Source organism: Arthrobacter sp. E1SS-5, from assembly GCF_057073715.1.
On record NZ_CP172703.1, the window covers coordinates 3,541,780 to 3,555,892 of the forward strand.

The window sequence follows — 14,113 nt, forward strand, 5'->3', positions numbered from 1 at the left end:
GGGTGATGTTCCAATTGGGGATTTGGTCCGGCAGCAACAGGCCTGCCGAGTAATGTTTTGAAAGCGCTTTCTGACACTGATAGTACAAGTAGTCAACTTGTAGTACAAGACGCACGGCCAACAGTTCTGAAAGATTTCGGCCCGGCGTGGGCAAGCGGAACGGCCCGCCACAAGGACGGGCCGTTCGGGATATGAAGTTGCAGCGAGGTGTTACTTGATGCCGGTGGTGGCAATGCCCTTGATGAGGAACCGCTGGCCGAACAGGAATACCAGGAAGACCGGCAACAGGGACACGATGGACATGGCGAACAGGGATCCCCAGCTCGTGGCGGACTGGGAATCCACGAATGCCCGCAGCGCAACCGGGACGGTGAACATGTCCGGGTCCGTGAGGTAGATCAGGGCGCCGAAGAAGTCGTTCCAGGTCCAGATGAAGGTGAAGATGGTGGTGGTGGCCAGGGCCGGCACCATCAGCGGCAGGATGACCCGCAGGAAGATGCGCGGATGGCCTGCGCCGTCGATGCGTGCCGCTTCATCGAGTTCGCGCGGGATGCCGCGGATGAACTGCACCATCAGGAAGACGAAGAACGCGTCTGTGGCCAGCAGCTTCGGCACCAGCAGCGGCCAGAAGGTGTTGACCCAGCCGATCTGCGAGAACAGGATGTACTGCGGAACGATCACCACGTGGAACGGCAGCATGATGGTCAGCAGCATGATGCCGAAGAACAGCCGCTTGCCGGTGAACTGGAGCCGGGCGAAGGCGTAGGCGGCCATGGAGCACGACACCAGGTTTCCCAGGATGGAGCCGATCACCACGATGGCCGAGTTCAGCATGTAGTGGCCGAACGGGTGCGTCAGGGCCGACCAGCCGGAGGTGTAGTTGCTCATTTCCAGGCTGTTCAGCCACAGGCCGGGCTCCCGGAAGATCATCTCGTTGGGGCGCAGCGAGGACACCACCATCCACAGGAGCGGGTAGATCATCAGGGCGCCGGCAAGGATGAGGATGCCGTGTTTCATCAGCGACTTGCCTCGCTGTGCCCGGCTGAAGGCCAAGGTTCCCCGGGACTCGCGGACCCTGGGCTTGCGGTTGTTGGGCTTGCCGGCGCCGGCGGATTTCCTCTCCGGGGTGGGCAGCGTCTCAAGCTTAGTCGTCATAGAAAACCCAATACTTAGAAGCGATGAAGTTGATGGCGGTGAAGACACCGATGATGAGCAACAGGACCCACGCCATGGCTGAGGCGTAGCCCATGTCGAACTGGCCGAAGCCCTTTTGGTAGAGGTACAGCGTGAAGAACATGGTGGAGTCCGAAGGACCGCCGTTGCCGCCGGAGACGATGAACGCCTGGGTGAACGACTGGAAGGAACCGATGATCTGCAGCACCAGGTTGAAGAAGATGATGGGGCTCAGCATCGGCAGGGTGATCCGCCAGAACTGCTGGAGCGTGGTGGCGCCATCAACCTTGGCGGCCTCGTAGTACATGTTGGGGATCTGCCGCAGGCCCGCCAGGAAGATGATCATGGGGGCGCCGAAGGTCCAGACATGCAGCAGGATGATCGATCCCAGGGCCGTGCTGGGATCCGAGATCCAGCCAGGCCCCTGGATGCCGAACATGGCCAGGACCTGGTTGACCAGGCCGGTGGTGCCGAAAATCTGCTTCCACAGGATGGCAACGGCCACGGAGCCGCCCAGAAGCGACGGCAAGTAGAACACCGAGCGGTAGAACGGAAGGCCGCGCAGCCCCTTGTCCAGGACGAGTGCGATCAGCAGTGCCACGGCCAGCTGCAGCGGAACTCCCACGAAAACGTAGGTAAACGTTACGCGGAGGGAGTTGTGGAGCCGGGCGTCGCTGAGCATGCGGGTGAAGTTGTCCAGGCCCGTCCATTCCGGCGGCTGGAGCAGGTTGTAATCCGTAAAGGACAGATAGAGGGACATCAGCATGGGGCCGATAGTGATGGCCACCAGTCCCACCAGCCAGGGCAGGAGGAAGATGTAGGCGGCCTTGTTGTCCCGCCTGTTGGCCTTCTTCTCGGCCGCCGTGACTTTGCCTTTCCGTCGGGAAAGGGAGCTCAGCTCACTGATGGCGCTCACGGAAGCTGCTCCGTCCTGGGAATGTGTTTTGCGGCCATGTGGTCTCCTTTGGTCATCGTGGCCTCCACGTTGTTTCATCGCAGGGCGATGGGGGTAACCGGCACCGGGGGGCCGTCCATGCTCCTGCCCGTGAAAGCTGAAGCGGTTCCGGCACCGCGGGGGCCGTTCGAATTGCGGCTCCGTACCAAAGTAAACGCTTTCTTGACTCCTGTATAGCCCTTTGTTAGTTTTTGAGAAAACGCTTTCTGTTACGGCGTCACCCGCGCACAACCTACCCGCCAAGGGGCACAACAATGAAGTTTGGTCTCAAGAAATCCGTCATGGGCATTACCGGCGCCTTTGCTGCAGCCGCATTGGTCCTCACCGGCTGCGGCAGCAGCCCGCAAGCAGGGAAAGTGGGGACTGCGGAGGACCCCGTCACCATTCGGTTCGCCTGGTGGGGCAACGATTCCAGGGCCAAAACCACCATGGAGGTGATCAAGGCTTTTGAAGCCGCGAACCCCACCATCAAGGTCCAGGGCGAGAATACCGAATACAGTTCCTACTGGGACAAGATGGCCACCCAGATTGCGGGTGGAACCATGCCGGATGTCATCGCCATGAGCGGCGCCTACCCCAGCGAGTACGCCAGCCGGGGCGTGCTGTTGAACCTGGACAAGGTCAAGGACCAGATCGACACCTCGAAGTTTGCCGAGGGAACCGTGGACCTGGGCAAAATCGACGGCAAGCAGTACACCATCACCGCCGGCGTCAACTCGATGTCCATGGTCCTTGACCCCAAGGTCTTCGAGGCCGCCGGCGTGGCACTGCCGGACGATGAGACCTGGACCTGGGACGACTACGCCAGGATCGCGGCCGAGATCACTAAAAAGTCACCGGCCGGAACCTTCGGCACCACGCCCATGGCCAACGATTCCTTCCTCGCAGTCTGGGCCCGCCAGAATGGTGAGGCCCTCTACACTGACGATGGAAAGAAGATGGGCATCAGCGAGGACACCCTGACCCGCTGGTTCGAACTCAACAAGAAGCTGACGGAGACCGGCGGCGCACCCTCCGCTTCCCAGACCGTCGAGGACGGCTCGGCGCAGCCCGAAATGACCCTGATGGGCCAGGGAAAGCAGGGAATGAAAATCTCCTGGAGCAACCAGATGACGTCCTACTCCGGAGCGCCCCTGGTCATGGTGAAGCTGCCCGGTGAAAGCACCCGGCCCGGTTCGTGGCTGCGTTCCTCCATGGAATACGCCATTTCCTCCAAGTCGCCGCAGTCCAAGGAAGCGGCCCTCTTCATCAACTACCTGGTCAACAACATGGACGCGGCATCCAAGATCAAGAGCGACCGGGGCATGCCGGCCAACACGGAGCTAAAGGCGGGCATCACTCCCTTGCTGAAGGAAACCCAGCAGAAGGAGGCGGCCTACCTTGACCGCATTGCCGAGATGAAGATTCAAGCACCCAAGCCGTTCCCGGCAGGCTCATCGGCCACCATGGAAGTTCTGAACCGCTACAACACGGATGTACTCTTCGGAAAGATCTCCCCTCGCGATGCTGCCAAAGGCATGATCTCCGAGGTCAACCAGAACCTCGCCTGAGCCCACCGCAGCGACCAGCCCGCCACAGTAAGGAGACCAGCCACGTGACGCCAGCAGCACGCCCCAGCGCCATCGCCGGCTATGAGGACTGGCCCGCCTACGTCCGCAAACATCCGCGCCACCCAGCCTCCGGCGCTGCGGCGCAGGAGCTGTCGGACGTGCTTGGCATCCCGGACCGCGGCGCGCTTCCTGAGGTGACGGTGGACTGGGAGGAAACGTACGACGGCGCCACCACCTCCCAGCTCAGCTGGCAGTTGGGCTTCGGCCCACGGACTACGGGCTGGCTGGTGAGGCCGGCCGGTAGTTCCGGTCCGCTGCCGGGCGTCCTGGCGCTGCACTGCCACGGTGGAAACAAGTTTGGCGGGGCCGACCGGCTGGTGGAGCTGCCGGACAGCCACCCCTCGGCGGCCGCTGCCCGCGCAGGACACTATGACGGCCGCGCCCTGGCAACCGACATTGCCCGCCGGGGATTTGCGGTCCTGGCCCATGACACGTTCGCTTGGGGCAGCCGCAGGTTCGACCTCGAAACTCCCCCGTGGCGGACGGCCTCGGCGGCAGCGGCGAGGCAGGCACAGTGGCGGGAGGACGGCGTCGTGCCTTCCGAGGCGGAGGAATACAACGCCGCTGCCGGCTTCCATGAGGACACCGTTGCCAAAGCGGCCGGCCTGCTGGGCACCAGCCTGGCCGGCATGGTGGCACACGACGACCTTGCCGCCCTGGACATCCTGGCGTCACGCCCGGGCGTGGACCAGGACAACCTGGGCTGCATCGGCTTCTCCGGCGGTGGCGGCCGTTCCCTTGCCCTCGCCGCCCTCAGCCCCCGCATCCGGGCCGCTGTGGTCACCTGCATGATGACCACCTTCGAATCGCTCTTTCCCGCCTACCTGGATGCCCACTCCTGGTTGCTGCAGACCCCCGGCCTGTGGAAACTGGGCGATTGGCCGGAGCTCACCTGCCGGGCTGAAACGGCCCGGTTCCTGGTGCAGTACGCCCTGGCGGATGAGCTGTTCCCGGAGGACGGGATGCGCCAGGCGGACCGACTGCTGGAATCAATGCACACCGGCACGGACACCTACACCGGCAGCTTCTGGCCGGGCGGGCACGTGTTCACGGCGGCCATGCAGGACGAGGCCCTCGATTTCCTGGCCAAGACGCTGGCCTCTTGACCCCCTTTCCAACAGCACAAGTTCCAACAGCACAAGGACTTACGTGACCACACAGCACTCAGCGGAACCCACCCAACAGCAGCCCGCGTCCGCAGCCATCCCCCGCGTTGCCCTGGTGGGCGTGCACGGCTTCGGCGAGCGCCACCTCGCCAACCTGGTTCGGCTCGAGGCTGCCGGCGCCCTGCAATTGGTGGCCGTGGCCGATCCCCTCCCGCCGCAGGCGGGCACCCTGGCCGAGTCGGTCGCAGTGTTCCCGGACCTGAACGCGCTGCTGGCCGCCCGGCCGGGTGCCGACGTCGTCATTCTTGCCACCCCCATCCAGACCCATGCCCCGCTGGCCGTCGCCGCGCTGTCAGCCGGGATGGACGTCTATGTTGAGAAGCCGCCGGTGGCATCGCTGGCGCAGTTCGAGCAGGTCCTTACCGCGGCGCGTGAGAACGGACGCCTGGTCCAGGTGGGCTTCCAAAGCCTGGGCGCCCACGCCCTGCCCGCCATCCGAAGCCAAGTGGCTGCGGGCGAGATCGGCACCGTCCTGGGCATCAGCGCCACGGGCCAGTGGCTGCGGACCAAGTCCTACTTCAAGCGTTCGCGCTGGGCAGGGAAGCGCAGCCTGGACGGCACCGACGTAGTGGATGGCGTGGCCACGAACGCGCTGGCCCACGCCGTTGCCACCGGCCTGTCCCTGGCCGGCGCCCACGCGCTCGCCGACGTAGCCTCAGTGGAAACCGACCTGTACCGGGCCAACGACACCGAGAGCGACGACACCTCGGTGCTCCGGGTCCGCACGGCCGGCGGAGACACCCTGCTGTGCGCGCTGACGCTGTGCGCCCCCGAACAGCAGGATCCCACCGTGACAGTGCACGGCACCCTGGGCGACATCACCCTGTTCTATACGCGGGACGAGGTGGTCATCACCACCGCCGACGGCGAGCGCCGGGAAACATATGGCCGCACCGACCTGCTGGAGAACCTGCTGGACGCCCGTGCCACCGGGACTCCGCTGCTCAGCGCCCTCCACGACACCGGCGCGTTCACCGCTGTATTGGAAGCCATCCGCACCTCCCCCGAGCCGGCCCCGATCGATCCTGCATCCATTTCCTGGGAGGGCGACGGCGACGACGCCCACCCCGTGGTCCAGGGCATCAGCGACCTGATCGGACGCGCCATCAAGGCGCAGGCAACGTTCGCCGAGCTTGGCGTCGCCTGGGCCCGGGCCCTGCCCCCGGTACGGACGCTGGCCGTGGAGGGCCGGCCGGTGGCCGACTACCAGGACGGCAGCCACATCCGCGCGGTTTCCTCCCCGAGGCCCTACCTGCATCCTGTCCGGACCTTCGGCGGCACCGTGGTCACGGACCACATGCCGCTGGACCACGTATGGCACCTGGGAGTGGGGGTGGCCCTCCAGGACGTGGACGGCGCCAACTTCTGGGGCGGCCGCACGTATACGCGGGAGGCGGGCCAGTACATCTGGCGCCCCGACCACGGCAGCATCAGCGTCTCCACGTCACACCTGAGCGACGCCGGCAGCGGACACGAGGGCCGGCTGCAGGAGACGCTTACCTGGAACGGCCCCGACGGCTCCCCCGCCGTGGTGGAGGAACGCACTTGGGCATGGTCCGGCGTCGCGCCTTCCACCTGGCGGCTCTCCCTGGACTTTGCGTTGTCCCCCGCCGGGGACAAGCCCGTCAGCCTGGGCAGCCCGGGCTCCAACGGCCGCTTCGAGGGTGGCTACGGCGGTTTCTTCTGGCGACTGCCGGCATGCGGGAACGCGGCGGTGTGGACGCCCAGCAGCCTTGGCGAGCAGGAGACCCACGGCAGCGTCACGCCCTGGCTCGCCTGGTCAGGAAAGTTCGACGGCGGTCCGGCCACCTTGGTGTTCGTCGCCCAGGAAGGCTGCTCCGACCCGTGGTTTGTCCGGGTGGACGGCTACCCCGGCGTGGGACAGTCGCTCGCCTGGGACAGCCCCGTCATGGCCGAGCCGGGAAACCCGGTGCGGCGGCACATCACCGTTTTCGTGGCCGACGGAATCCTGGCCACCGCCGACATCGAAGCATTGATCAACCAGGGGGACCCGTCATGACGCAAACAACAACCGCAGCCGTTCCCCCCCAGGAGGTACGGCGGGCACCGGCCTCGAGGGCTGACCGCGCCACGAAGCGCCGGCGTGTGCTGGACATCCTGGACGCCGCCGGGCGGGATTCGCTGCTCCTCACCACCAACACTGCCCTGACCTGGTACCTGGACGGCAGCCGGGTGCACATCAGCCTGGCCGGCGACCCCATCGCCGCCCTGCTGGTGGACCGCGACGGCGACCACCTGGTGACATTCAATAATGAGGCGGGGCGGATCGCGGCCGAGGAGCTTCCGGCCCAGGTCAACCTGCACACCGTCCCCTGGTACGGAAACGTGCACCAGGCCGCCGCCGCTGTCGGCACTGGCTCCCGGCCCCCGCTGGCCGAATCGGACGTCACCGCCGAGCTGCGCGCGGCCCGCCAGCAGCTCCTCCCCGCCGAAAGTGCAAGGTACTCCCTGCTCAGCGCCGAACTGGCGGCCATGATGACGGACGTCCTTTCCGCCGCGAGCCCGGACACCACCGAGTTCGAACTCGTTTCGGCGCTGGCCGCCCGGGTGGTGGCGGCAGGAGCGGAGCCGCTGGTGCTCCTGTGCAACGGCAGCTCCCGCAGCACCTTCCGGCACCCGTTGGCCACCCACGCCCCGCTGGGCCGCCGCGCCATGGCCGTGGTGTGTGCCCGCCGGGACGGCTTGGTTGCCAACATCACCCGCTGGGTCAGGTTCGACGCCGGCACTCCGGAAGAGCGCGACGCCGAGGCCCGCATCGCGGCCGTGGAGGCAGACATCTTCGATGCCACCGTTCCCGGGACACGACTGGACAGGATCTTCACCGAAATCCAGGCGGCTTACGCCCGGCACGGCTTTGGGGCGGACCAGTGGGAGCAGCACCACCAGGGCGGACCGGCCGGTTACGCGGGCCGCGATCCCAGGGTGACGGCCTCGGTGACCGACACTGTGGTGCTGGACCAGGCCTTCACCTGGAACCCGTCGGGCCCCGGCGTCAAGATCGAAGACACTGTCCAGCTCACCCAATCCGGGCTCCGCGTCCTCACGGTGGACCCGCGCTGGCCCACCACCACCGTCAACGGTCTGGAACGGCCGGTGACGCTGCAACTGTAGGGCACTCCGTCAGGCATACAGAAAACCCCGGGACCGCTTGGTCCCGGGGTTTCCGTATAGCCGCTCAAGGAAGCTGCAGTTCCCCGTCCACCCGGCGCGGGATGCCCAGCGGGTTGTCCTCGCGCAGTGCGGGGTGCAGCACTGTTTCCGGAGCGTCCTGGTAGGCCACGGGACGCTGGAACCTGCGGACCGCCGTCGCACCCACAGAGGTGAACAGCGACGTGGTGGCCGGGTACGGGCCGCCGTGCTGCTGGGCCCAGTTCACGGCCACGCCGGTGGGCCAGCCTGCGAACAGGACGCGTCCGGCGAGCCCGGAGAGCTGCTCCACCAGCGCGTCGATGTCCTCGTCCTGCTCGCTGTGGAGCGTTGCCGTGAGGCTGCCCGGGACCTTGGCCAGGACAGCCGACAGTTCATCCTGGTCCTTGTACCCGATGAGGATGGTGGTAGGTCCGAAGCATTCCTCCAGCAGCTGCTCCGGGCTTTCCAGGACCTTGGCGGCGCTGGTGGAAAAGACCACCGGAGCGGCGCCGTTGGCCACGGCGTCCTGGTCCACGCTGCCGCCCACCACGTCCACGCCGTCAACGGAAGCGAAACTGCGCAGCCCGTCTGGGTAGGCCTCGGCGATGCGGGTGGTGAGCATGCCCAATGCCGGCTTGTCCTTGCTGGCCTGGGCCACCTCGGAGGCAAAGTCGGTTCCCGCGGGGATGAAGACCAGCCCCGGCTTGGTGCAGAACTGCCCGGCGCCCAGGGTGAAGGAACCGGCCAGCCCCGCGGCGAGTTCCCCGGCGCGGGCCTGCAGTGCCGCGGCGGTGATGACCACGGGGTTCAGGCTGCCCAGTTCGCCGTAGAACGGGATGGGGTCGGGGCGGGAGGTGGCGAGGTCGAACAGGGCACGGCCGCCGGGGATGGACCCGGTGAAACCCACTGCCTTGATGGCAGGGTCCTGTACCAGGGCTGTCCCCACTTCGCGGCCGTGGACCAGCGCAAACAGGCCGTCCGGTGCACCCGCGCCACGGAGGGCCTCCGATACGATCTCCGCGGTCCGTTCGGAGAGCCGCAGGTGGCCCGAGTGGGCCTTGACGATTACAGAGCAGCCGACGGCCAGTGCCGAAGCCGTGTCACCCCCGGCCACGGAGAAGGCGAACGGGAAGTTGGAGGCCGAGAAGACAGCTACCGGGCCGATGGGCTTGAGAATGCGGCGGAGGTCAGGCCTGGGCGGGGTGGCGCCCGGGTCTGCGTGGTCGATGATGGCTTCCAGGTAGGAGCCTTCGGTGATCACGCGGGCGAACAACCGCAGCTGCCCGGTGGTGCGGGCCACCTCGCCCGTCAGGCGCGGGGCCCCCAGGCTGGTTTCGGCGTCCGCGATCTCCACCAGTTCGGCGGCGTTGGCGTCCAGGGCGTCCGCCACGGCGTTCAGCCAGCCTGCGCGTTCGGCGTCGGAGGCAGCCGCGGAAATTTTTGCCGCCGCCGCAGCAGCGGCAGTGAGGTCGGTCAGGGAAAGCGTTGCAGTTGTCACGTCAGGAACCTGTCCATCCAATAGAGGTCGTCTGGAAATTCATCATTGCAGCCTGTCCTTGAAGCGGAAACCCAGCCCGGCGTGGTCCGCGAGGGTCACCCGGCTGTTGCTGAACCGCACCGGCGATGGCCCGTCCAGGATGCCCAACTGCTCGAAGGACGCCTCTTCAACGTCTTCCACCATGGTGGGCTCCGCCAGGGTCAGTGCCAGCTGTCCGGACAGTTCCGGCAGCAGGTGCGGCATCACCTTGATGCTGTGGGTCCGGGCCAGCTCCACGATCCGCCGGAACGGGGTGATCCCGCCAACCCGGATGACGTTGGGCTGGATGATGTCCACCGCTTCCGCCTCAATGAAATCGCGGAACCGGTAGATGGTGTGCAGGTTTTCGCCCAGGGCGATGGGCACCGGCGAATGCTTCCGCAGCCGCCGGTAAGCCCAGAGGTCGTCCGCGCGGATGGGCTCCTCGAGCCATTCGAGGCCGAATTCGGCCAGCACATCCAGGGCGCGGAAGGTGGTGGGCAGGTCCCAGCGCTGGTTCGCGTCAATCATGAGCCTGCGGTCCGGGCCCAGGACGGAGCGCACCGCTGCAACCCGCTCGGCGTCCTCGCGGATGTCCGGCTTGCCCACCTTGATCTTGACCGCCTGGTGACCGGCTGCCACCCAGCGTTCAACCTGGGCCACCAGCTCGTCCAGGGTGTAGTGCAGGTTGACGCCGGAGCCGTACACCTCCGCCGAGTCCTGGCGCTGTCCCAGCAACCCGGTGACCGAGGTTCCGGCACGGCGTGCCTGCAGGTCCCACAGTGCGAGGTCCACTCCGGCCATGGCAATGGTGGTGAGGCCGCCGCCCCCGGCTTCGTGCAGGCGTTTCCACACCGCATCCCACACCGTCTCCGGCGCGGCCGGAAGGCCGGTGACGAAAGGGGCGATGTCGTAGTCAAGCAGCGCCTTGACTGCCTGGGGACCAATGGTGGGCGTCCAGGAGAAGCCAAAGCCCGTGCCGCCGTCGTCCGTGGAAAGCTCGGTGGCGATGACGTGGTTCTCCGGCGCCTCCGCTCCCCAGTGCCGGCGCAGCGGAACGGTGAGGAGCCGCGTGGCCAGGCCGGTGATGCGGGGAACGGTGCGGACGAATTCGGCCGCAGGAGCGCTCATCAGCTGCCGGCCAGCTCGTGGCCCTTGGCCAGGATGGCCTTGAGCTCCACCAGCTGTTCCTCAGTGGGGTCCACCAGCGGCGGGCGCACTGAACCGACCGGCAGGCCAGCCAACCGCAAGCCGGCCTTGATCAGCGAAACGCCGAACCCGGGGGTTTGGTCGCGCAGGCGGACCAGGGGTGCGTAGAAACCTTCGAGCAGGGCGTTGCGCCGGTCCTCGTCACCGGAGACGTAGGCGTCGTAGTAGGCCTTGGCGATCTCCGGCGCCATGGCGAACGCCGCCGAGGAGTAGAGCGGGATGCCCAGGCCGCGGTAGGCGCCCTGGGTCAATTCAGCCGTCAGCAGGCCGTTAAAGAACGCGAAGTCTTCACGGCCGGCGGCGCGGACGGCGGTCACGATCTCCTGCGCCAGGCCAACGTCACCCAGGCCATCCTTGAAGCCGATGACCTTTGGGTTGGCGGCAAGTTTGGCCATGGACGCGGCGGTGAATTTTGCGTTGCCGCGGTGGTAGACGATGACCGGCAGGCTGCTGGCGTTGGCCACGGCCTCGATGTAGGCCACCAGGCCGTCCGTCGGGCCCGTAACCAGGTACGGCGGGAGCACCAGGAGGGCGTCCGCGCCGGCCTCCTCAGCAGCACGGGCCGCGGCGAGCGCGTGGCCCAGCGGTCCGCCCGCGCCGGCCACCACGGGGACTTTGCCCGCGACGACTTCGACGGCGGCCGCCACCACGGTGCGGACCTCATCAATGCTCAAGGCGTGGAATTCGCCGGTCCCGCAGGCGGGGAAGACGCCGCCGGGCCCAAAGGGCAGCCGTGAACCGATGTGCTCCTTGAGCAGCTCCACGTCAACGGCACCTTCGGCCGTGAACGGGGTGACGGGGAAAAAGAGAACGCCGTCGAATTTCATGATGTCTCCTTGGCTCCGCCGGCAGTAACCAGCGCGGAGCCCTCGTCGTTGAGGGTGGATTTAAGTTCGGTTCGCCACGTGCGCTTTGGCTGCCAGCCCAGGAGTTCCCGGGCTTTGGCGATGGAGAACGCGGGACTGGTGCCGGTGAGGCCGGCACTGAGTGCTTCGCTGCCCGGCAGGAATTTCGGCATCAGTTCCGCAAGGGGTGCGGTGGCAAGTGCGTCGGCCGCGCCCACGAAAAAGGTTTCCCCGTTGGGAATGTCGTTCATCTTCTGCAGCAGCAGGTCCAGGAAGTCCGCCACGTCCCGCGCATCCACGTAGTTGAACAGGGCCGGGGCGGAAAGTGCAGGGTCCGCCAGCCGTTCGGCGAGGGTGTGACCCTGCTGGGTGGGGGCGCCTTCCCATTCCTCCGGCGAAATCACGAAGCACGGCCGGAATGCCGCATACCGGATCTTCTCCCCCTGCGCGGCGGCAAACATCTGCACCGTCTGTTCGGCGATGTGCTTGGACAGGGCGTAGGCGTTCCAGGGCTTGGCCGGCGTGCGCTCGTCAAGGGGGAACGACGGCGGCAGCCACCCTGCGGGGCACCCGTAGCCAAGCACGGTGGGGCTGCTGGCCGTGATGATCTTTGGGACCCTCAGCTCCGTCGCGGCGCTGATCACCACGAAGGCGAGCCTGGTGTTGGTGCCGAAGATGACATCCTCCGGAGCGCTGAACGGGACCGCGATCGCCGCAAGGTGGATGACGGCGTCGGGCTTTGCTGCCCCGATCAGCCGCAACGCCTCACCGGGCGCCAGGAGGTCTGTGGTTTCCTGGACGACGCCGGCGGGCAGCAGCTCAGCGGGCACGGCGTGGCGGTCTACCGAAACCACCTCATGGCCGGCCTGGGCAAGCCCTGCCACCACGCTGCGCCCCAGGCGGCCTGCGCCGCCGGTGACAAATATCCTGCTCATGGTCTTTTCCTACTTGCCGCGGCGAAGGTCGACGCCGAGGTCCAGGTCCTCGACGCGCACGGGCAGGGACGTTTCCAGGGAGCGGTTGCCGGCAATGCCCACGGACACCGAACGCAGCCCGTCCAGGTAGCCGGAGGGGCGGCCCAGCGGATCCTCGCCCGGTCCGTTGAAGAGGTCCGACAGCAGCAGCTCGTCGCCGCCGCCGTGGCCGCCCTCACCGTTGATGATGGGTACCTCGTAGGCGGCCTCCCAGTGGCGCTGCACCACCAGGCGCTCGCCGTTGCGCCGGACCGCGTCCTCTTCCTCGACCGGCGTGGCGCTGGGGTCAACCACGGTCTTCTGGTCCGTGCTGTGCAGGACGGCGGCGCGTTCCACCACCTCGAGCTCGGCCCGCCCCTCGGTGCCGTTGACCGCCACGCGGTACCCCTCCCAGGGGCTGTGCGCGTTCAGCGAGTAGCTCAGGCGCGGGCCGCCCTGGTACTCGACCACCAGGGCCAAGTTGTCCTCGATGGTGATGCCGGACGTGAAGACGTCCTGGTCGCGGCGATAGCCGTCGTAGTGCTCGTTGTCCAGGAAGAGGGCCTTGAGCCGCTCATCCTCCCTCAGGTCAAGCGCAAAGGGATCCTTTTCCCCGGCGGGGGCGTCGGCGTCGGGCGTTCCGCGTTCGGGCCGTGGGCCCAACCCGCGCTCGGCGGCGTTTTTGTCGCCGTAGAACTTCAGGCCGCCGGAGGCGAAGATCCGCTCCGGGACGTCGTCGATCCACCAGTTGACCAGGTCGAAGTGGTGGGATGCCTTGTGGATGAGCAGGCCGCCGGAGTTCTTCTTCTCCCGGTGCCAGCGGCGGAAGTAGTCGGCGCCGTGGACCGTGTCCAGGACCCAGCTGAAGTCGACGGAGGTGACCTTGCCGATCACGCCGCTTTGGATGATTTCCTTAAGCGCGCTGTTGCGCGGCGAGTAGCGGTAGTTGAAGGTGACCACCACGTTCCGGCCGGTCTCGTGGACGGCCTGGACGATCCGGCGGCAGCTTTCGGCGTCGATGGTCAGGGGCTTTTCGACCACCACGTCAGCGCCGGCGCGCAGGCCCTCCACGATGTAGTCGGCATGGGTGTAATCCGGTGTGGTGACGATGATGCGGTCGATGTTGTTGGCCTGGATGAAGGAGGTGAGGTCCGCCGGTTCAAACGAGGCCACGGGTCCCGGGGCGCCCAGTTCCTGGATGAGCTTCTGGTAGAACTCCACGCGCCCCGGATTCACGTCGGAGAACGCCACCAGTTCGGCGGTGTCCGAGTGCTTGCCGAAGATGGCACGGATATACATCTCGGATCGTCCGCCGGTGCCGATCAGGGCAATGCGGGCCTTCCGGCCGTCCCCGGCGGTGGTGGCTGCTGCGGTGTCCGTGCCGGCGGCGGTGCCGGGCCGGGAGGCAGCTGCGGCCGAAGTGGTCTCGGCGGTGTTGACCATGATGGGTCCCTTTCGAAAAGCTCATTACCCGGCCGTGGGAGCGGCCGCTGACGTTCGGCGATGGCGCCCATGGACACCAGGCGAGAAAGCGTT

General features: G+C 66.8%; 11 protein-coding genes. 4 read left to right on the plus strand and 7 right to left on the minus strand.

Annotation, left to right across the window (positions count from 1 at the left end):
* Window positions 1–210: 210 nt before the first annotated feature.
* Window positions 211–1,155, minus strand: a complete 945-nt coding sequence (locus tag ACIGJD_RS16580; RefSeq protein ID WP_236820436.1) for a carbohydrate ABC transporter permease — start codon at window positions 1,153–1,155, stop codon at window positions 211–213.
* Window positions 1,145–2,089 carry a carbohydrate ABC transporter permease gene (locus ACIGJD_RS16585; protein WP_142132693.1) on the minus strand — a complete coding sequence of 315 codons (945 nt, stop codon included), beginning with the start codon at window positions 2,087–2,089 and terminating at the stop codon, window positions 1,145–1,147. Before ACIGJD_RS16585 ends, ACIGJD_RS16580 begins: the two co-directional genes overlap by 11 nt.
* A gap of 293 nt (window positions 2,090–2,382) precedes the next feature.
* On the opposite strand from ACIGJD_RS16585, the gene ACIGJD_RS16590 reads away from it, so the two are divergent.
* Genes ACIGJD_RS16590 through ACIGJD_RS16605 form a run of 4 tightly spaced genes read left to right on the plus strand, consistent with a single transcriptional unit; the run spans window position 2,383 to window position 8,036 of the window.
* Window positions 2,383–3,678 (plus strand): ABC transporter substrate-binding protein, encoded by a 1,296-nt coding sequence (locus tag ACIGJD_RS16590; RefSeq protein WP_483687120.1) that lies wholly within the window; start codon window positions 2,383–2,385, stop codon window positions 3,676–3,678.
* A gap of 44 nt (window positions 3,679–3,722) precedes the next feature.
* On the plus strand, window positions 3,723–4,844 hold the full coding sequence (locus ACIGJD_RS16595; RefSeq protein ID WP_483687121.1) for an acetylxylan esterase: 1,122 nt from the start codon (window positions 3,723–3,725) through the stop codon (window positions 4,842–4,844).
* Between the two features lie 43 nt (window positions 4,845–4,887).
* The gene (locus tag ACIGJD_RS16600; protein WP_483687122.1) at window positions 4,888–6,924 is read left to right on the plus strand and encodes a DUF6807 family protein; all 2,037 of its coding nucleotides are present in this window, start codon (window positions 4,888–4,890) and stop codon (window positions 6,922–6,924) included.
* The gene (locus tag ACIGJD_RS16605) at window positions 6,921–8,036 is read left to right on the plus strand and encodes a M24 family metallopeptidase (protein ID WP_483687123.1); all 1,116 of its coding nucleotides are present in this window, start codon (window positions 6,921–6,923) and stop codon (window positions 8,034–8,036) included. The genes ACIGJD_RS16600 and ACIGJD_RS16605 overlap by 4 nt, the downstream gene beginning before the upstream one ends.
* Window positions 8,037–8,100: 64 nt before the next feature.
* Here the strand turns inward: ACIGJD_RS16605 and ACIGJD_RS16610 are convergent, their stop codons facing one another.
* From ACIGJD_RS16610 to ACIGJD_RS16630, 5 genes are read right to left on the minus strand one after another with little or no spacing between them, the layout of a single operon-like run.
* Window positions 8,101–9,552 carry an aldehyde dehydrogenase (NADP(+)) gene (locus ACIGJD_RS16610; RefSeq protein WP_483687124.1) on the minus strand — a complete coding sequence of 484 codons (1,452 nt, stop codon included), beginning with the start codon at window positions 9,550–9,552 and terminating at the stop codon, window positions 8,101–8,103.
* A 42-nt stretch (window positions 9,553–9,594) separates the two neighbouring features.
* A complete protein-coding gene (locus ACIGJD_RS16615) occupies window positions 9,595–10,701 on the minus strand; it encodes a mandelate racemase/muconate lactonizing enzyme family protein (protein ID WP_483687125.1) in 1,107 nt (368 codons plus the stop codon).
* A complete protein-coding gene (locus ACIGJD_RS16620) occupies window positions 10,701–11,606 on the minus strand; it encodes a 5-dehydro-4-deoxyglucarate dehydratase (protein ID WP_483687126.1) in 906 nt (301 codons plus the stop codon). The genes ACIGJD_RS16615 and ACIGJD_RS16620 overlap by 1 nt, the downstream gene beginning before the upstream one ends.
* Window positions 11,603–12,559 carry an NAD-dependent epimerase/dehydratase family protein gene (locus tag ACIGJD_RS16625; protein ID WP_483687127.1) on the minus strand — a complete coding sequence of 319 codons (957 nt, stop codon included), beginning with the start codon at window positions 12,557–12,559 and terminating at the stop codon, window positions 11,603–11,605. The genes ACIGJD_RS16620 and ACIGJD_RS16625 overlap by 4 nt, the downstream gene beginning before the upstream one ends.
* 9 nt (window positions 12,560–12,568) lie before the next feature.
* Window positions 12,569–14,020 (minus strand): Gfo/Idh/MocA family protein, encoded by a 1,452-nt coding sequence (locus tag ACIGJD_RS16630; RefSeq protein WP_483687128.1) that lies wholly within the window; start codon window positions 14,018–14,020, stop codon window positions 12,569–12,571.
* Window positions 14,021–14,113 lie beyond the last annotated feature (93 nt).